This window comes from Sinomicrobium halophytocola, assembly GCF_052983395.1.
Genome location: NZ_JBRKIT010000043.1, coordinates 101,046 through 121,133, shown reverse-complemented (window position 1 = coordinate 121,133; position 20,088 = coordinate 101,046). Strand labels below are relative to the sequence as shown.

Annotated in this window: 15 protein-coding genes; 9 read left to right on the top strand and 6 right to left on the bottom strand. The window is 43.1% G+C overall.

Translation table 11 applies throughout. The features are described 5' to 3' along the window. Positions 1–7: 7 nt before the first annotated feature. The 5 genes from ACVBDY_RS20555 (at position 8) to ACVBDY_RS20535 (ending at position 9,865) form a co-directional block, all read left to right on the top strand. Positions 8–2,779 carry a family 78 glycoside hydrolase catalytic domain gene (locus tag ACVBDY_RS20555; RefSeq protein ID WP_447177352.1) on the top strand — a complete coding sequence of 924 codons (2,772 nt, stop codon included), beginning with the start codon at positions 8–10 and terminating at the stop codon, positions 2,777–2,779. Positions 2,780–3,117: 338 nt separating this feature from the next. After that, the gene (locus tag ACVBDY_RS20550) at positions 3,118–4,563 is read left to right on the top strand and encodes a glycoside hydrolase family 28 protein (protein ID WP_447177351.1); all 1,446 of its coding nucleotides are present in this window, start codon (positions 3,118–3,120) and stop codon (positions 4,561–4,563) included. Positions 4,564–4,925: 362 nt separating this feature from the next. Continuing rightward, complete coding sequence (locus ACVBDY_RS20545; RefSeq protein ID WP_447177350.1) at positions 4,926–5,930, top strand: pectinesterase family protein; 1,005 nt, start codon at positions 4,926–4,928, stop codon at positions 5,928–5,930. 95 nt (positions 5,931–6,025) lie between these two features. Next, positions 6,026–7,123 carry a sialidase family protein gene (locus ACVBDY_RS20540; RefSeq protein WP_447177349.1) on the top strand — a complete coding sequence of 366 codons (1,098 nt, stop codon included), beginning with the start codon at positions 6,026–6,028 and terminating at the stop codon, positions 7,121–7,123. A 237-nt stretch (positions 7,124–7,360) separates the two neighbouring features. Continuing rightward, on the top strand, positions 7,361–9,865 hold the full coding sequence (locus ACVBDY_RS20535; RefSeq protein ID WP_447177348.1) for a glycoside hydrolase family 95 protein: 2,505 nt from the start codon (positions 7,361–7,363) through the stop codon (positions 9,863–9,865). A 93-nt stretch (positions 9,866–9,958) separates the two neighbouring features. On the opposite strand, the gene ACVBDY_RS20530 is transcribed toward ACVBDY_RS20535, so the two are convergent. Next, the gene (locus ACVBDY_RS20530) at positions 9,959–10,696 is read right to left on the bottom strand and encodes an Atu4866 domain-containing protein (protein ID WP_447177347.1); all 738 of its coding nucleotides are present in this window, start codon (positions 10,694–10,696) and stop codon (positions 9,959–9,961) included. A gap of 188 nt (positions 10,697–10,884) precedes the next feature. Then, complete coding sequence (locus ACVBDY_RS20525) at positions 10,885–11,460, bottom strand: peroxiredoxin (protein ID WP_447177346.1); 576 nt, start codon at positions 11,458–11,460, stop codon at positions 10,885–10,887. Between the two features lie 213 nt (positions 11,461–11,673). On the opposite strand from ACVBDY_RS20525, the gene ACVBDY_RS20520 reads away from it, so the two are divergent. The 3 genes from ACVBDY_RS20520 to ACVBDY_RS20510 all read left to right on the top strand — a co-directional run bounded on the left by ACVBDY_RS20520 (position 11,674) and on the right by ACVBDY_RS20510 (position 15,004). Beyond that, positions 11,674–13,191: an FAD/NAD(P)-binding protein gene (locus ACVBDY_RS20520; RefSeq protein ID WP_447177345.1), complete on the top strand. Its 1,518-nt coding sequence runs from the start codon at positions 11,674–11,676 to the stop codon at positions 13,189–13,191. Then, the gene (locus ACVBDY_RS20515) at positions 13,178–14,116 is read left to right on the top strand and encodes an AEC family transporter (protein WP_447177344.1); all 939 of its coding nucleotides are present in this window, start codon (positions 13,178–13,180) and stop codon (positions 14,114–14,116) included. The genes ACVBDY_RS20520 and ACVBDY_RS20515 overlap by 14 nt, the downstream gene beginning before the upstream one ends. Positions 14,117–14,251: 135 nt before the next feature. Continuing rightward, on the top strand, positions 14,252–15,004 hold the full coding sequence (locus ACVBDY_RS20510) for a DUF2490 domain-containing protein (RefSeq protein WP_447177343.1): 753 nt from the start codon (positions 14,252–14,254) through the stop codon (positions 15,002–15,004). Between the two features lie 88 nt (positions 15,005–15,092). Here the strand turns inward: ACVBDY_RS20510 and ACVBDY_RS20505 are convergent, their stop codons facing one another. From ACVBDY_RS20505 to ACVBDY_RS20490, 4 genes are all read right to left on the bottom strand, one after another. Continuing rightward, positions 15,093–15,815 carry a LytR/AlgR family response regulator transcription factor gene (locus ACVBDY_RS20505; protein ID WP_447177342.1) on the bottom strand — a complete coding sequence of 241 codons (723 nt, stop codon included), beginning with the start codon at positions 15,813–15,815 and terminating at the stop codon, positions 15,093–15,095. Continuing rightward, a complete protein-coding gene (locus ACVBDY_RS20500; RefSeq protein ID WP_447177341.1) occupies positions 15,812–16,852 on the bottom strand; it encodes a sensor histidine kinase in 1,041 nt (346 codons plus the stop codon). The genes ACVBDY_RS20505 and ACVBDY_RS20500 overlap by 4 nt, the downstream gene beginning before the upstream one ends. A 245-nt stretch (positions 16,853–17,097) precedes the next feature. Beyond that, positions 17,098–17,838, bottom strand: coding sequence for a LytR/AlgR family response regulator transcription factor (locus tag ACVBDY_RS20495; protein WP_447177340.1), 741 nt, complete (start codon positions 17,836–17,838; stop codon positions 17,098–17,100). Between the two features lie 3 nt (positions 17,839–17,841). Continuing rightward, positions 17,842–18,867: a sensor histidine kinase gene (locus ACVBDY_RS20490; protein WP_447177339.1), complete on the bottom strand. Its 1,026-nt coding sequence runs from the start codon at positions 18,865–18,867 to the stop codon at positions 17,842–17,844. Positions 18,868–19,126: 259 nt separating this feature from the next. On the opposite strand from ACVBDY_RS20490, the gene ACVBDY_RS20485 reads away from it, so the two are divergent. Beyond that, on the top strand, positions 19,127–20,038 hold the full coding sequence (locus ACVBDY_RS20485) for a DUF6268 family outer membrane beta-barrel protein (RefSeq protein WP_447177338.1): 912 nt from the start codon (positions 19,127–19,129) through the stop codon (positions 20,036–20,038). Positions 20,039–20,088: the final 50 nt, after the last annotated feature.

The following is a 20,088-nucleotide window of genomic DNA, read 5'->3' as shown; positions in this document are numbered from 1 at the left end:
CAGCCACATGAAAAAGTATTATTTAAAGGCAATTACAAAAGCAATAATCATGTTGGGCATACCTTTTTTATCCCATGCCCAGGTACAACCGGAGCAACTGTATTGTGAAAACAGGGAAAATCCGATCGGAATAGACAATGTCAACCCGAAATTCACCTGGATACTTTCCTCTCCGAAACGAAATGAAAAACAGGCGGCTTACCAGATCCAGGTGAGCGAAAGTGATGACTTTACTTCAAAAGTGATCTGGGACAGTGAAAAAGTAGAATCGGGCCAATCCGTAAGAGTGGCTTATGCGGGACCTGAAGTAAGTTCGCTGAAAACGTACTACTGGAGGGTGAAAGTGTGGAATGATAAAGGAAAATCTTCTCCCTGGAGTTTGGCCGCATACTGGCAGATGGGAATTTTGCACCCGTCCGACTGGAAAGCAAAGTGGATCACCATGGGATACGAAGAAGATACGCTCCGGGAAAGTCCGGCTTTCCGAAAGGCATTTTCTATTCAGAAGAAAGTAAAAAAAGCCACGGCGAGCATAACTTCTCACGGCTTATATGAAGCTTTTATAAATGGTAACAAAATAGGCAACGCGTATCTAACACCCGGCTGGACCAGCTATAACAAACGCTTACAATACCAGGTATACGATATTACCGATATGTTGAAAGAAGGGCAAAATACCATCGGAGCACTGTTGGGTAACGGGTGGTACAGAGGTGTCCTGGCCTGGGGAGATAATAAAAATATATACGGAAGTGACCTGGCGCTTTTGTTACAGATAAATATAACCTATGCCGATGGAACTTCCGAAACTGTGGGGACGGGAGATGATTGGAAAACGCATAAGAGTTCGATACTATCTTCGGAGATTTACGATGGCGAAATCACAGACGCACGAAAATCCCTCGGAGACTGGAAAAACGTAAACTATAATGACAATAAATGGTCTCCGGCAATAGTAAAGAATTTTGACTATGATAACCTGTTGGCTACCTATAACGAACCGGTAACCAGGCACGAAACATTTACCCCGGTAGAAATGATTACGACTCCGCAGGGAGACAAGGTAATAGACTTCGGGCAAAACCTGGTGGGTTGGGTACAGGTAAATGTAAGGGGAAATGCAGGAGACAGTTTGATTATAGACCATGCCGAGGTACTGGACCAAAACGGCAATTTTTATACCGAAAATCTGCGGGCTGCAGCCCAGCGGAATATTTACATCCTCAACGGAAAGGGTTCGGAAAATTTTGAACCGCACTTTACATGGCAAGGTTTCCGGTATATAAGGATCAGGGGAAATGTAAAGAATATTTCAGCCGACAATTTCAAGGCTGTAACCTTGTATTCCGACATGCGGAAAACAGGGAGCTTTACGACTTCCAACGAATTATTGAACCAGTTACAACACAATATCGAATGGGGACAGAAAGGTAATTTCCTGGATGTTCCGACGGATTGCCCGCAACGTGATGAACGCCTGGGGTGGACGGGAGATGCCCAGGTGTTCTTTCGTACGGCTGCATTTAACATGCATGTAGATAACTTTTTTGTAAAATGGATGAAAGACGTTGCCGCAGATCAGTCGGATGACGGGAGTGTACCACATGTTGTACCCGACGTATTGGGGCCGAATGACGGAGCGTCCGCAGGCTGGGCGGATGTATCTACAATTATTCCGTGGAATGCGTATATGTTGTACGGAAATAAAGAGATACTGAAAAATCAGTATGACAGCATGAAGTCCTGGGTAGATTATATGAAAAACCACAGCAACGATTACCTGTGGAACACCGGGTTTCATTTCGGGGACTGGTTATTTTACAGACCAGATGACGACAACGATGGCAGAGCCGCGATAACCGATAAATACCTCATCGCCCAGTGCTTTTTCGCAAACTCCACACAACTGCTTATCCGTGCAGCAAAAGTGTTGGGAAAAGAAGATGACGTAACCGTATATACCGGTTTATTAAAGCACATAAAAGCCGCGTTTCTCAGGGAGTATGTAACTCCGAACGGCAGGTTGATTTCCGGGTCCCAGACGGCTTATGTACTGGCCCTGAAATTTGAAATGCTTCCGGAAGATCTCAGGGCACAGGCAGCCCGGCGCCTGGTAGAAAATATTAAAAGCTACGATTATCACCTGACTACAGGTTTTTTAGGAACTCCTTACCTGTGTTCTGTGTTGTCCGGATTCGGTTATCACGATCTCGCGTATACACTGTTAATGCAACAAACTTATCCTTCCTGGCTGTATCCCGTTACCGTGGGGGCCACAACCATATGGGAACGGTGGGACGGCAGAAAACCGGACGGAACGTTCCAGACACCTTCCATGAATTCCTTTAATCATTACGCCTATGGCGCGATTGGCGATTGGATGTACAGGGAACTTGCAGGAATAAATAATGCAGAGAACCCTGATGAAGCCGGATATAAGAAAATCGTGCTGACCCCGCACTTCACCAATACATATGTTTCGGATAAGGTTAAGGAGCAAAATAATAGTGAGGAGCTGACCGAAGTGAACGGGAGCCTCAAAACATATTACGGGGAGATTGTTTCGCACTGGAAAGTAAAAGGAAAGGAAATAACCTATAATGTCCGGATTCCGGTAAATACAGTCGCAGAAGTGCATCTTCCCGTAACGGATATCAATAAACTGAAAGAAAGTGGTATGTCAGTACCCGATATCGGGGAAATCGGAGCAGAGCCCGGCAAAACCGGAACAGTTCTTCGCCTGGGGTCCGGGAGTTATACCTTTGTTTTTGAAAAATAAGACCTGTTTAAATAACAGGAAACCGTAAGTTACAGGAAAGTTTAAAATGAGTTCAATATTTCCCGTGGTAAATCATTTCTTATGCTTTCACAATTTTATCCCGAAATGTTTTGTGTTTAAAAATAACGCATCAACCCTGAAGGTAACTACACCCGCCGAGGATACGATAGTGTTAATTTTGGGTATTTTTAATTGTATACCTGACATTTTTAAGGTGAAAAATTTTCTGTTTCACAATTATTGTTTAGTTTCGTGTAATCGATTGCATAATTTGTTTCGATCCTGGAGGCAGGAAAATCTTCCGGATAACAGTATAAAAATTAACTAAAACCCAACCTATGAAAATCAGAACTTCCGGTTTTCTGAAAGCCGTATACATCTTGTTAGTGTTGATGCCTCTTTGTTTTCAGTCCTGTAAAACAAACAATAAAGAGGATAAAAAGGATACCGGAGAAGTTGTTGATCCGGCGGATAAAATTATACAAGGTATCACAGTACCCGTTTTTCCGGATAAAACTTTTAATATCACCGATTTCGGAGCGGTCGCGGATGGCACCACCCTGAGTACGGATGCCTTCGAAAAAGCTATTGCCGCCTGCCATGAAGCGGGTGGAGGAAAGGTTATTGTGCCTTCGGGTAAATTTCTTACCGGGCCAATCCATTTGAAGAGTAATGTAAATCTTCATACCGAAGCGGGGGCAGTTGTCTTGTTCAGCAAAAATACCGAAGATTATCTGCCTGTTGTTCACACGTCCTACGAAGGGGTGGAATTAATGAACTATTCCCCGCTTATCTATGCATATGGGCAAAAAAACATAGCGGTTACCGGAAAAGGAACCTTTGACGGACAAGCCGATAAAACCAACTGGTGGCCGTGGTGCGGAAGTACCGGGTATGGCTATACCGAAGGAGACCCGCATCAAAGGAACGAACAGAATTTGCCACGCTTGCGTAAAATGAATGAAGAAGGTACTCCCGTTGCCGAACGGATCTTCGGTGAAGGACACCATCTGAGACCTACTTTCTTTGAACCTTTCGAATGTGAGAATGTATTGGTCCAGGGAGTAACCTTTACCAATGCACCTTTTTGGGTGATGCATCCCATTAAATCAAACAATGTTACGGTAGACGGGGTAACCGTAAGCAGTCACGGGCCTAATAATGACGGGTGTGACCCGGAATATGCGCGAAACGTACATATTAAAAATTGTGTTTTTGATACCGGGGACGATTGTATCGCCATAAAATCCGGAAGGAATAACGATGGCAGGCGCGTTAACATTCCGAGTGAAAATATCGTCGTGGAAGGATGTGAAATGAAGGACGGACACGGAGGCGTTGTCATGGGAAGTGAAATTTCCGCCGGGGTTAGAAATGTATATGTACGCAACTGTATTATGGACAGCCCCAACCTGGATAGGGCCATCCGGATAAAAACCAATACCCTTAGAGGCGGGTTCGTGGAAAATGTCTTTGTAAATAACATAGAAGTGGGCCAGGTAAAGGAAGCCACATTAAAGATTAATACCCATTACGCTATTTATGAAGCCCAGGAAGGAGAATACATTCCCGTAATCAAAAATATTCACCTGAAAGACGTGACTGTAAAGAACAGCGGTAAATATGGCGTGCTGATCCGGGGAAGAAAAGAGGCCAAAGTACAGAACGTAACTCTCGAGAACGTTACTATTGATAAAGCAGATACCATAATGTCCGTAGAACATTCGGATCCGGTAAAATTTGTAAATACCACCATCAATGGTGAAAAATTAGGAGAGGAATAGGTGCATGACTTTGCCGCCAGCATGTTAAACATGCGAATTAAGGATTGAAATTCAATATTTATAACCTTCAGGGGGTATATTTGATAAACAATCCTGCTCGTCCGGCGGGGAAATTGCATTTTAGTTATTGGTTATTAAGTTACTGAGTTATTCAGTTTATGGGTGTTGCCTAAATAACTCAGTAGCCTAATAACCCGACTGTTTTTTATGGAAAAACCAGTACTGACGGATCTTTAACTAAAACAAAAATCTGACCCTTAATTCACATTAAAATCATAAGGAATGAAAACCAAACCGGCTTTTCTGCTGTTGACTATATGCCTGTCGCTTCATGATTTTGCACAGGAAAAAAATAAGAGTATATGAAAAAAATGCTTTTCCTGTTATTACTGCCCATATCTTTTATCTCTGCTTCCGGCCAGGAGGTTGTAAAACCTTACCGGGAAATAGTCGTGTCAAAGGACGGAACTTCGGAATTTAAAACTATCCAGGGAGCGATAAATGCTACCAGGGACCTCGGGCCCGGTTTTGTGCTGATTACAATTAAAAAAGGAGTCTATAATGAAAAATTAGTTGTTCCGAGCTGGAAGACCAGGATTATCCTGAAGGGCGAGGACAGGGACGAAACCATCATTGTAAACAATGACTTTTCGGGTAAAATCAATTCCGCTACCGGAGCTAAATTTTCCACCTTTATTTCCTATACGTTGCTGGTTGAGGGTAATGATTTTATGGCGGAGAACCTGACTGTTAAAAATGCATCCTGCGGAGAAGGGCAGGCCGTTGCATTGCATGTGGAGGGGAACAGGGCCGTTTTCAGGAATTGTAATATACTCGGTTGCCAGGATACCATTTATGCGGCTACGGAAGGAAGCAAACAATATTATGACGGATGTTATATAGAAGGGACCACCGATTTTATCTTCGGAGAGGCCACCGCGGTTTTCAATAACTGCACCATAAAAAGTATACGTGATTCGTATATTACCGCAGCAGCGACACCCGAAAACCGTGATTTCGGATTTGTATTTGTAAAATGCTATCTCATCGCCGGGAAAGATGTAACCAAAGTCTTCCTGGGAAGGCCCTGGCGCCCATATGCACAAACAGTATTTATTTCCTGTAACCTGGGGCCGCACATAGTTGCCGAAGGGTGGAACCCCTGGAAAGGAGACAAAATGTTCCCGGAAAAGGAAAAAACGACCTTTTATGCGGAATATGAAAATACAGGTGAGGGAGCAGAAGTATCCGGCAGGGTTTCCTGGAGCCATCAGCTCCGTAAACAGGACGTCAAAAAATACACGTTACAAAATATGCTGAAAAGCAAGGGGAAAGAAAAGTTATGGTATAACAGAGGCCTGAACTGATTTTTTTCGTAAGTAGTTTTTAATACAAACCCGTTTTGCATAAATTAATATAACGGCAGGAATTAATTTCATTATTTACACATATTCTGTTAGAAATGAAAAAGGATATCCGACATTTTTCCGGAATGAACTATATTGACCGCATGAAAAAGATATGGATTGTGGCACTGCTTATTGCCGGTTTACAAAACGGAAATTCTCAACAGACCGGTAATATCCCCGGAATAGAAATACTGGAACAAGGCTTTATTTACGAAGAAGCACCTTTTCCGCAATGCCATTCCTCTACATTGGTATCATTGGACAATGGCGATATAATGGCCGCGTGGTTTGGAGGTACGCACGAACGCAATCCGGATGTTTGTATCTATTCGGCGGTATATGATGGTAAGACCTGGTCGGTACCCGAAAGAATAGCAGACGGGATTGTCCGTGACTCTGTGCGGTATCCTGCGTGGAATCCGGTATTATTTAAAAACAAAGGCGGGACCCTGTTTTTATATTATAAAGCCGGGCCTTCCCCAAGTGAGTGGTGGGGAATGTACAAAACATCGGAAGATAACGGCAAAACCTGGTCGGACGGGAAACAATTTCCGGAGACCATATTAGGTCCCATAAAAAACAAACCCCTTATGCTGGCCGACGGAAAAATAATCAGTCCCTCCAGCACTGAAGACGGGGGTATATGGAAGGTACACATGGAACTTTCCGAAGACGGGGGATATACCTGGGAAAAAGTAGCGGTTGATCCGGATTCGGATTATAAAGCTATCCAGCCGACCCTTATCAGGCTTGCGAACGGAACGATTAAAGCGCTTATACGGAGTGATCAGAATGTTATCCTGGCGAGTGAAAGTTCGGACGGGGGAAAAACCTGGACTTCATTAAAAAAGACCGGTGTGGCCAATCCCAATTCCGGGATAGACGCCGTAACCCTGGATAACGGGAATCATCTTTTGGTATATAACCCTATGGTAAGCGGTAAAGATTGGTGGGAAGGGAGAAACAGATTGAACCTGGCATTTTCTGCCGACGGCGAAAACTGGAAAGACATCTATATCCTGAAAAATCAGGATAAAGGTGAATACAGCTATCCCGCTATCATACAATCTGCCGAGGGTACGGTCTATGTTACCTATACATATAACAGGGAAAAGATAAGGTTTGTGAAATTGCGATTTACAGGATCCTGAATTTCTACAGATTCCGGAACATATTTTCAATTTGGTTGTTCAGTAATCACGCCTTGCCTTGCAGCCATGGTTTTAGCAAAGTGTTAATTTATTTTGGTAATGATCCGTTGTATAAACATAGCGGGATTTGATTTAGACCTATTTTCTTTTTTATTAATATAGTCGTTGTAACTATTAGTATCTTTACGAAAAGACAGTTCCGTAGATAAAGAATTATACAAAGAAACATTTATTGATATGAAATATTCGGAAGGAGAGATAATCAAGACACAGATAAGAGCCTGGGGCATTTGTATGTTTGTCGTCCTTGTCTCTTTACAGACCTGTAATTTATATGCGCAGGAGGGAGAGCATGTGCTATGGTACGATGAACCTGCTGCAAACTGGAACGAAGCATTGCCTATGGGTAATGGTCGGATCGGAGGAATGATCTTTGGAACGACGGACGATAAAATACAACTTAACGAAGAAACCGTATGGGCTGGAGAACCGGGAAATAATATACCTATGGATGTATATCCCCGGGTAGAGGATATCCGGAAATTGCTTTTTTCCGGAGAGTATAAAGAGGCCCAGGAGCTCGCCAATGAAGTATTTCCCAGACATGCGCCAGGAAACAGCAATTACGGAATGCCTTATCAAACCGTAGGAGACCTTCGGATTGATTTCGGTCATGATGACGTACAGGAGTATAAGAGAACTTTGGATATTGAAGAAGGCGTGGCCACAACAAGTTATACCCTGGACGGCGTGACCTACGAACGCGAGTATTTTGTTTCCTATCCGGACCAGGTAATGGTTGTTCACCTGAAGGCTGATCAGCCGGGAAAAATTTCCTGTAAACTTCATTTCGGGAGTGTACAGAAAAAGCATGAAGTTTCGGTAGAAGACGGTATGCTGGTCCTGAGAGGGACAAGTGGTGACGAAGCCAATAAAAAAGGAAGAGTAGATTTTGAGGCGTATGCCCTTCCGCAGGTAAAATCGGGGAAAGTTATAATTAGGGAAAAGGAACTCAAAATTGAAAATGCGGATGAAGCGACCGTCATTCTCAGTATAGGCACCAATTTTAAAAGTTATAAGGAACTGGCGGATAATGCCGGACAAAAGGCTATAGACCACCTGGAGGCGGTTAAAACAAAGTCGTTGTCGCAGATAAAGTCTGCACATATAAAAGATTATCAGGAATTGTATCACCGAGTGTCATTGAATTTCGGGCAACAGGATACCGAGATTTCCGGATTGCCCACGGACGAACGTCTGGAAAAGTTTACGGGAGATCAGGACCTCTCTCTGGTAGCCCTGTACTTTCAATACGGACGTTACCTGTTGATTTCAAGCTCACGCCCCGGAGGACAGCCCGCCAATTTACAGGGTATATGGAATCCCCTTCTTTCGCCTCCCTGGGATAGTAAGTACACGGTAAATATTAATACCGAAATGAATTACTGGCCGGCTGAGGTTACCAATCTTTCCGAATTGCACCAGCCACTTTTTAAAATGCTGGAAGAGCTTTCGGAAACCGGAAAGGAAAGTGCGCGTGAGATGTACCACGCCAGGGGATGGAATATGCACCATAATACGGACATCTGGAGAGTAACCGGGGTAATTGACGGCGGATATTACGGAGTGTGGCCCATGGGAGGCGCCTGGCTTACCCAGCATCTGTGGCAGCACTACCTGTTTACGGGAGATGAAGAGTTTTTAAAAAAATATTATCCGGTATTAAGGTCCGCGGCCAGGTTTTATTCGGATATATTACAGGAAGAACCGGAAAACAAATGGCTCGTCGTATCCCCTTCCATGTCTCCGGAAAATTCCTATCAAAACGGGGTGAGTTTAACCTACGGTACCACGATGGACAATCAATTGGTATTTGATGTGTTTACCAATGCCATCAAGGCTTCGGAAATTCTGAATACGGACAAAGCCTTGCGAAAAGAACTAAAAAAGAAAAGAGGACTTTTGCCCCCTATGCAGATAGGGCAATACTCCCAGTTACAGGAATGGATAAAGGATTGGGACCGAAAGGATGATAAACACCGGCACATTTCGCATTTATACGGCCTGCATCCTTCGGCACAGATATCCCCTTTCAGACACCCGGAATTATTCCGGGCGGCACAAAACACGCTTACTTACCGGGGGGATAAATCCACCGGCTGGTCCATGGGATGGAAAGTGAATTTCTGGGCACGCCTGCTCAACGGAAACCGGGCCTATGATCTTATAAAAACCCAGCTTACTCTGGTAAAAGACGGTACGGAAGAAGGAGGAACTTATCCTAACCTTTTCGATGCCCACCCGCCGTTCCAGATCGATGGAAATTTCGGATGCACTGCCGGGATCTCGGAGATGCTGTTACAGTCCCATGATGAAGCCCTGCATGTCTTACCTGCCTTACCGGACGCATGGAAGAAAGGAGAAATAAAAGGCCTAAAAGCCAGGGGAGGTTTCGAAGTATCCCTCCGATGGGAAAACAACCAACTGCAGACGGTAGGGTTGTTTTCAGGTTTGGGAGGTGTTTGCAGGATCAGGAGCGAGGTCCCTTTATTTGATGGGAATGGAAAAGAACCGGAAAAAGCTACAGGGGAAAACCCCAACAGGTTTTATCAGAATCCGGAAATTAAAACGCCGCTGGTATCCGCAAAAGCGGAGTTGACAGAACTCAATCTTCCCGGGTATTATGTGTATGATCTGGAAACGGATGCGGGAAAGACATATACACTGACCGCCAGGCCATAGCATATTTTAACACCTGAAGAAAGATCATCCGGGCAGAACAGCGATGTCCCTGTTCTGCCCGGATTGTTTTAACTATCTTTCTTGCGGTTTGTCCTATTCCTTATACAGGATCATTCCGGCATGATATAAAATACCGTCTTCAAATTCACCATCAGCGGTAAAACCGGTATCGTCTTTATAGTCGATGTGATTTCCCGTTACCTCATAACTTCCCCGGTACGCACTTTTCCGGTTTCCGCGTGCCTCATCATAGCGATTACCCGGTAGTAGTTCGTGACGGATGTATCCATCACTGGTTACCCACATACCGATATATTCTTGAGATTCTTCCATAGTTGTTTTCATATCCTCTTTATTTTTAGTGAAAAGTTGATTTAATGCCTCGTTATCCAGAAAAGCAGTGACCTTTATGATTTTTCCGTTTTCCAATTGTAGCTTCCAGGCGTATTCGTTTGTATAAACTGCCCCGTTTTTGGTCTGTGCCGTGCCTTTCCAGTGCAGCCACACGGTTCTTCCTTCCGCAGTGATACTTATAAGTTCCGGGATTATCTTACCGTTCAATTGTTTATTTATAGGAATTACGGCATTATCCATAAAATCCTGTTTATCTTTATAAGTACCCGAAAACATACCGCTTCCGGTTACGGTCCATACTGTGTTATCGTCGAGAAGGTCAAAGAAATTTCCCGTTCCTTGCCGCCATTGTTTAAATACATGGTATATAAGTTCCCTGTTCGCGGAATTTTCCGGGGGATCCTTCTTTTCTGCCGATGAAGCACAGGACAGAAGGAGAATAACTATAGTGATCAGAGGGATATTTAACCTTTTCATTTTGTTGTTTTTTAAGACAAAACAAAAGTAAAAAGGAGGATAACGGAAGACTAACTATAAAGAAACCAGACCTTACGAAATTCAAACATTTTGAGAGTTCCCTGAGATAAGGGATAGATACCCTTTAAGAAAGCAGGGGGGCGATTTCCGGATGCCTGTCAGCGGCTTAAGAGTTTGAAAAGTGTTTTCTATCGGAGCAATTCCAATGCCTGCAAAGCTTCTTTTATATGATTGTCTGCACGGATAAAATCGCGAAATTTATGTATTATCATCCCTTGTTTGTCAACCACAAAAGTCTCTCTTCCCGTAAGGAACAGCATATTTTTGATCCCGAACTGTTTCAGAATCTTATTGTCCGGATCACTTAGGAGTGTAAAAGGTAAATGGTGCTTCTGCCCGAACTTTTTATGGCTTTCTACACTCCCGGAATTGATGCCGATAACACGAATGCCGGCGCTTGTAAATTCTTCAAAATGATCCCGGAAAGCACAGGCTTCTTTAGTACAAACAGGGCTGTCATCTTTCGGATAAAAATAGATTACGGCTCCTTTTTCTCCCAGATCTTGAGGAAGATTTACCGGTTTTCCATCCTGGTCCTTCAGCGTAAATGAGGGAATTACATCCCCTTTTTTAAGAGTCTCTCCCGGTTTTCCGAATAATGTCATAGCCGTACTGATATTGTGATTCTTTATGCCCCTACGGGCTTTTTGTAAAGATATGATATTCATCCGATACGGATTCTCCTGCCTGGCAAGTCCTGTCATTATGAAAGTATTTTTATTGGTCTCAATTCCGGGTCCAAAACCCCAGGTATGGTGGGGGTATCCGTGGCAAAACAGGCTTACGGACTGCTCTAAACCTATAGGATTAAAGTCCGGGAGTAGTTTAGTGACCGGAAATAAAAACGGTAAATAATCAAATTTTCTTTAATGTTTCCTTTTATCTCTTTAAATTACGGGCAAAGCGGACAGATAACAATGAAAAACGTCGTGATTATCGGTGGTGGGGCCTGTGGCTCGGCTGCACTTATAGAACTCCTTATCCAGAGTATCGCTAAAAAATTTGAAAAGCAGATCAGCTTTACACTCATAGAACGCAGTGATCGGGTTGGATACGGGCTGGCTTTCGGAACCGAACAAAAATCACATTTATTAAATACACAGGCCGATCTTATGGGGATATATGCCCACGAACCCGGTCATTTTGCAGCATGGCTCCGGGAACACGGAGGGCAGAGGAGAAATGATGTTAAAGGAGACAGCAATGAGGAAAATGCCTATACCAGCAGAATATTGTATGGGCATTATGTGTCGCAAGAACTGGAAAAAACGATCGAAAAAGCACAGCAACACGGAATATCTGTAGCAATTATCCATAGTGAGGCTATTACGATAGACCGCCTGGAAAATGAACAACTTTCCGTAGCATTGACAAATGGCTCCTGTGTAGTAGCCGATGAGGTCCTTCTGGCTCCCGGGACTCCCAAGCCCAATTCTTTTAAGGAATTGCGGGAATACAAGCAATATATAGATTTTCCGTGGCCTTCGGAACGGCTTCTGGAAGGGACGGGGCAAGCAGATCATGTAGGTATACTGGGAACCAGCCTCAGTGCCATAGATACCGTTCTGACCCTGATAGATAACGGGCATACCGGAATGATCACCATGTTTTCACCGGACGGTATGCTGCCCAGGGTACAGCCCGATGAGAATAAAGAACTCGACAGAAGTTATCTTACCCTGGAAAACCTGCACAAATTACAACGACAGTACGGACACCAGCCTACGGTTAAGGAATTGTTCCGGCTTTTTATAAAGGATGTGGAAGCTGCGGAAGGGAAAAAGCCGGACTGGAGTGCAATGAATCGCTATGGCAAAGATCCCTTGCCACTGCTGGAGCAGGATATCAGAATTGCGGAAAAGGGGGGAGATTCCGTTTTGAATATGGCATACGCCCTTCGCTATGACACTTCTGCTATATGGAGCTGGATGGATATGGAACAACAACTGATGTTTAATACATGGCTCGGAAGATACTGGACGATAAACCGGCATGCCATACCTTTGTACAATGCTAAACGGATAGCGAAATTGATACGGCAAGGAAAACTGGAAGTCATAGCCGAAAATAAGAAGGTAGCATTTGACGAGAAAAAAAAGCAATTCCGGATAAGTACATCAAAAAACGGGATACACTATACGGACCGGTTGGTGAATGCCACCGGGAGTGCGGGTAAACTGGAAAAAATGGATAATATTTTACTGGAGAATCTTTTACATAAAAAATATCTTCAACCGCATCCGCTGGGCGGAGCTGTGATCAATCCGCATACTATGCAGTGCGTTTCGGAAAAGGGCGGAGAACATATTTACGGAGTTGGCCATTTGGTAAACGGCATGTTAATGGATGTGAATGCCGTGTGGTTTAACGTAAAAACCACAGCAAGGCTGGCCGGAGAGCTCATTTTCAAAATCACCGGCGATGGGCGCATTTAAGTCACTTTACTTCACTTTACTGCCTTATCTGTGTTTTATTCCTATCGGCTTTATTCTGAGCAAAAAGAATATGATCCCCAAGGCCTACATCAGCAAGCCCCTGCTTTTCGTATTGTTGCCTGTTCTGGTTATTGACAAAGTGCTGGAAGCCAGTGTGTCTAATATTGCTATTCTTGCTGTTATTTCTTTTTTACTGTCCTTCCTGATGCTGATCCCCGCCATCCTGGTAAAGCGTAAACTGGAATCTTCCCTGAATATTAACATACTGAAAAGCAGTTATGCCTATTTTAATGTCGCCTTCTTCGGGATTCCGGTAGTGACCGCCCTTTTCGGGGAAGAAGGCATAACTGTTCTGATCTGTATTTATATAGGTTCTGCACTATACGGTAATATCTTCGGATATATCCAGGTAGCCAAATCGAGATACACTACAAGAAAAGCTATTAAGGAAGTGTTCAGAGTGCCTTTTATCTATGCCATTTCCGTGGCCGTTATCCTGAAGATTTTTAACGTAGAATTACCGGAAGTGATGGGTTCTGTCAGTAGTATTTTGGGAGTCATTGTTTCGGTTGCGGGGATGACAATTATAGGGATGAGCCTGACCAATATAAAATTCGGAATGATTTCCTGGGGTTACTATGCCAGAATATTGGGCATTCGTGTCCTGGCCGCTATTCTTATTGTTATACTTTTGCTATCGCTGGAATTCTGGCTGGTGGACGAGCTGCAAAGTGAAGAAAGACAGGTAATGGCCCTGATCTCACTTTTTCCGATAGCCGTTAATCTCGCGGTTTTTGCCTCTTTTCTGAATTCCTGGGAAGAAGAGGCGGCATTGCTCATTTTGTTTTCAACGGGATTGTCGCTTATCCTTGTCCCCACCGGAGCAGCTTTTTTGCAATTCCTCATAGGACGGGGAATTATTTAATTTTTTTATTTGTATTTCAATGTGTTACGTTATAACCGTAGCCTTTCTCCAGATTACTTCCCGAAACCGGCTAAAATTCCAGATTCTTTCCTAATTCCGGCTTTTACTTTGCTTTATCATCTAATAAAAATGACTATGAGATTATCGCTGAGTATGCTGTTTCTCGGGTTATTATATATGCCCGTATTTGCCCAGATAACACCTCCCGGCCTGGGAGAAGTAAACAGTTCCGGATGGTTTGCGGTAGGGGTAAAGGAAGACCTGAATACAGAAAAGCACCTTACATCCACCACCTTTATAGGGATAGGAAGTACCAATAGTCCGGAAAATGACAGTCCTTTTGAAAGGGGAACTATTTACGTAATCAACCAGGAGATTGAACACCAGTTTACCAAACACTGGAAGTATTCCGGGGCATTGAGTTACCGGTGGCAAAACCAGTTTGACGAAGAACCTCCTTATGACGGCCGGCAGGAAATAAGGATTTACGGCCGTTATTCTTATCTGCACCCGGCAGCATTCGTCAGCTTTTCGTTTACCTTTCGTCCGGAATTGAGGTTGTTCTATACTTCCGGTTTCGAACCCTATAAGAAAAAAGCACAGTTTCGTACCAGGTTTAGTAGCAAAATGACCATAAACCTCAATCCGGATAAAACCCAAAGACTGATAACTGCCGCGGAAGTTCTTTACGCCTCCGATAGAAAGGAGCACTGGGATACATGGGAATACGGCGAAAGCAGGTTTTCTATCTATTATTCTTTGAACATACCAAGGCATAACCTAACTTTAAATTTCGGTTATATGAACAACCTTCTCGGCAACGACTTCTCTAAGGATGCGCATTACGTTGCCTTTGATATCATGTTTAAAAACCTGTTCCATTCGTGAAAACAGAAAGTCTTTTTTGCGAAATCAACTTTTTTAAGATGGTATTTCTTCCTCCTGATATGTGCAGATTTGCCAAAAGAAAGGAATTTTACACGGTATTCTTTTCTACCCAGTATAGGAACTGTTTTTTGTAGTGTCGACCCACGGGAATGTATTTATGGTCGACTTGTATACCCGCAGGCGTAAATTTAGAAATGTGCTCAAGGGAAATGATATAAGAGCGATGAATACGCATAAAATGCTGTCCCGGAAGCTTTTCTTCGGCCTGGGAGAGGCTCATCAATGTGAGATAGGTGCCGCAGGAGGTAACCAGTTTTACATGGTTTTTAATACTTTCAATATAAAGGATATGCTTTAAATATATCTTGACGAACTCCCGGTCCGACTTAATATAAATAAAAGGTTCCGATAGCAGCACACGATCGTCAGCAGGAGTTTCCCGGGGGATGTTCAGTGGTTTTTGATGCTGTTTGTACACCTTGGCAATGGCTTTGGTAAACCTCCCGAACGAAATGGGTTTTAACAGGTAGTCGGTAATTTCCAGCTCATATCCGTCCAGAGCAAATTCCCGGTGAGCAGTAGTGAGAATGACGGCCGGGTGGTCGTGAAGCGAATGAAGGAACTGGATACCTGATATTTTTGGCAGCTGTATATCCAGGAACAAAATGTCTACCGGGTTTTTCTGCAGACTGGTAAAGGCATCCATAGCATTATTGTGAACACCCGTGATCTCCAGGTCACTGAAATGCCCGATATAGCTTTCCAGCACTTTTACCGCTGGCTGTTCGTCTTCTACGATCATACACTTCATAAGCTTATCTTTAAGTTTATCAAAAAAGTCTCGTTTTTGGTTGTGCTGAGGTGGTGTTTTTCCGGGTAAAGCAGTTGCAATCGCTTTTTTACATTGTTCAGCCCTATTCCGCTTTTCACTCCCGAATTCCCGTTGTTGTTTTCGGGCAGACTGTTTTCCACGATAAAGGTCAGCTGATCATCATCTGTTTGTAAATGGATGCGTATCCATGAGTTTTTCTCATTTTTAAATACTCCGTGCTTAAAGGCATTTTCCACAAAGGGAACCAGCAGTAGCGGGGCAATGGCTTTTCCCTTGATATCACTGTCTACCTCAAAAGACAGATCGACCCTGTCGCCATACCGTATTTTTTCCAGTTCGATATAATTCCGGATAAGTGCTACTTCCTTTTTCAATGCCACCAGGTCTACATTACACTCATACAACATATAGCTCAGCATATCGGATAATTTTAAAATGGCCCCGGCCCCGTTTTTATCGCCCGAAAGCACTATGCTGTATATATTGTTTAGCGTATTGAAAAGGAAATGGGGTTGTAACTGGTTTTTCAGAATCTGGAGTTCGGCATCCATTTTATCTTCCTTTAACTGTGCATTCATTCGTTCCTGCCGGAGATACCGCTGTATCATTTTAATAACCACAACCAGGGAGGCTACGTATACCAGGTCAATAGCCCTGAAAAAGGTTTTGACCGACCAGAATTCGGTAGGTTGCCCCCAGGCGATCTGGGGAAAATTGGACAGGAGGATCACGAGGAAGCCCACCCCCAGAAAAGCGAAGAACAACATCAGGAAAAAAAGGGTGCCGTACTTTTTTTGAGAGAGAAATTTTGGGAACAGGTAATAAGCTACGAAATAGGCGTAGGGCACTTTTACGGTCATGAAGATGAGTTCCAGCAGAAACCATTGCAGGTAGTCTGTCTCGTAATAGGAAGCGTTGATCACGCAATAGAAAGTCAGCCAGCAACTCCAGTAAATGATGTGCCTGGCAATCCGCTCCGGTGGCCAGCCTTTATATTCTTTTTCGAAAGAGAGCATATGTTCTTTGCTTATACAAGATTACAAATTAAGCTTCAGGATCAGAATGAAATAAGTACGAAGGTCTATATACGATATACAGACAACCACTTTTATAGTATAAAATACCACTTTTGTACAGCATGCTTATACCCGGGTTTCCCGGTACTTGTATGCAAAATAGTGATAATTTAAGGAATGGAATTAAGGAAAAGCTCAAATTTATAATTCGGATTTTCCGACTTTTGTGTTGACGGCGGATACTATTATTTGCTCACAAGGTTCTTATAGACCACAGTATTTAAAAATTCATCTTTTCTCTGTCGGGAAACAGGAAGTGCCGTATGGTTAATGTAAACCCGATTTCCCTTTATCAGATCGATATGCGAGAGGTGTACCAAATAGGATTTATGTATTCTGAAAAAAGAATCTTTCGGGAGAATATTCTCCATGAAAGTCATAGTTTGATGTATGACGAGAACTTTATCCCTGAAGTGTAATTTCAGGTAATTTTGCATGCTTTCCACATAGAGTATGTCCATCCATACGATCTTCATAAAAGAATCTCCCTGGCGGATGTACATCGGGGAGTCGGGGTCTTCACCTTTATTCCGGAGATTAAATGTTTCCCGGGCTTTTAATACCGCCTGGAAAAAACGCTTAAATGTAATGGGTTTCAACAGGTAGTCTACTACCTGTAGCCTGTAGCCTTCCAGGGCATACTCCGAATGGGCCGTAGTTAAAATGGTCAGGGGAGGAGTATCCAGGGATTCCAGGAATTCCATTCCCGAGAGATGTGGCATTTGAATATCTAGGAACATCAGATCTACGGTAGATTTTTTGGTGTATTCGGCGGCTTCCAATGCAGAAGAACACACCCCGGCAACTTCGAGGAAACCCAGTTTGTCTATATACGAAATGATCCCTTCCCTGGCAATGGGTTCATCATCCGTCACCAGGCATTTCAAAACGGTATGGTCTGTAGGTTTTGCAGGCTGTTCTTCCATGATCTACAATGTGATGTTTAACTGAATAGTATAGGAAAGCGCTGTTTCACGGATATGCAACTTATGATTTCCGGGGTAGAGGATTTCCAGGCGTTCTTTGATATTCTTCAACCCCAATCCCGAGGCCGAAGCATTCTTTTTTTGTAGCTGCCGTGTCGATTTTGAATTTTCGACTTCGAGATAAAAGGAATTCCTTTTTTGTTCTGCAAATACATTAATATATCCTTTTTCCGACAGGGAGCGGGAAACATGTTTAAAGGCATTTTCGATAAAAGTTATAAATAACAAAGGTTGTATTTCTTTTTCTCCGTCTTTGATCTTCCAGGTACAATGCACCTTTAACGCATCTCCCCATCTCATTTTTTCCACCTCAATGACATCTTTGAGAAACTGTACTTCCTGGTTTAAAGATACCGATTCCTTTTTGCCGTTATAAAGCTGGTAACGGAGTATATCGGAATATTTGACCAGCAGGGCAGAGGCCAGTTCCACATCTTTTTGCATCAGAATATGAATGTGGTTCAACACATTGAACATAAAATGCGGGTTGATCTGTTCCTGAAGAATTTGAAGCTGGCTCCTTAAGTGTGTTTCTTGCAGTGTGGTATGTTCGTAATAGAACCGGAGCCCGCAAAAACCGAGATTGACCAGAAGAGATGTTGGTACTGCGCTCATAAATTGTAAAAGCAGGGAATCTGTATCCACCGATGGTGAAGAGGTGAAAAAACCATTTTCTTGCAGCAGCATAAATCCTTGATCGAATAATGCATATATAAATGAAAGAATTATGGACAACCCCAGGAACCAACCGACAAAAACATTCATTTTTTTAGTGTACATCGCCTTTGGTAACAGGCGGTTGCTCAAAAAATTGGTTATTGGTATTGTTGGTGTAAAAATACATGCAGTCAATAAAAGGGCGGGCAGAAGTGGGTGACGATTTTGAAACTGTACCCAAACCAGGAAAACGATGATCGTCCAGATCAGGATAATGAGGCGTTTATAGCTTCTGAAAAAATAATTTTCCATTTATATAAAAATTGTAATCCATTGATATGTAATTGTTTATGTTGTCCCAGTAAATGTCGGGAGATATTGGCCTTTGCCTGTTGAATGTCTGCTAAGGACGTTACTGTTGCAAAATTAACAGATAATACCATTGGACCGTTACTATTCGTCAAAGGAGTATTGCCATTCGTCAAATGTATTTTAACAAGGGGACGTTGCCGCTAATATTTGCAGGGTCAAATCCATATGGAGATGATTTTAACTGTTAAAAACAATGACTATGATAACAATTATGAGACTGTTTTGCATAATTTTATTAACCCTGCTGTCCGCCGGATTAAATGCCCAGGTGGAGCTGAAAACAGAGTATATAGGTTCTTCTGGTTTTAGGGATGCGGATAACAACAAAACGGGCGGCAAGGGGGACGCGAAAATATTTTCGGTGAATGCCAGAATCCCGTTTTCCGTAAAAATGAAGGAAAACAACAAACCTACAGTATGGGGCTTGGGCGTAGGAGGAAGCTATACATCCTTTAATAACGAAAATATGGATAGAGCACTTGGCCCGGATAAAATAGTGAATGCACAGGTAGGCCTGTTCCATATGAGGCCAATTGGCGAAAAATGGTCTATCCTCGTTATGCTGGGCGCAGGGGTTTATACCAGTCATACTGAAGTGTCGGATGTGCAATTAAATAATGTCCTGGGCAATGGTGGTGTGATATTTATATGGCATTTAAGGGATAACCTGGATATAGGGTTGGGTCCTGTCATAAATAATATAGTCGGATACCCCATGGTCTTTCCCGGATTTTACTTCAATTGGGAATTAAACGGGCGTTATGAACTCAAGGCTTCCGCGGTGGACGGGCTTGCCGTTTCGGCAGGGATGCAACTACACGAAAATTTCAAGTTAAAACTAATAGCAGAACTCAACGGAACACTGGCATTGGAAAAAATTGACGGCAAAAAGATGATGTTTACACATCAGTACTTCGTGGTCGGTCTTCAACCCGAGTTCATTCTCGGCAAATCATTTTCTATCCCTGTTACCGCAGGTATTTCCGCCGGAAGAGAAGCGTATTACCAGGAAAGAAATTTGAAGTCCATATTTAAAAGTGATGATGATAACCGTAATCCCCGTTTTTCTGCTGCCCCCTATTTTTCGCTTGCCCTGAAGTACAAATTCTGATACGTTTATTTTTTTTATTATCTTCCGAGGGAAAAGCACGACTACCGGTC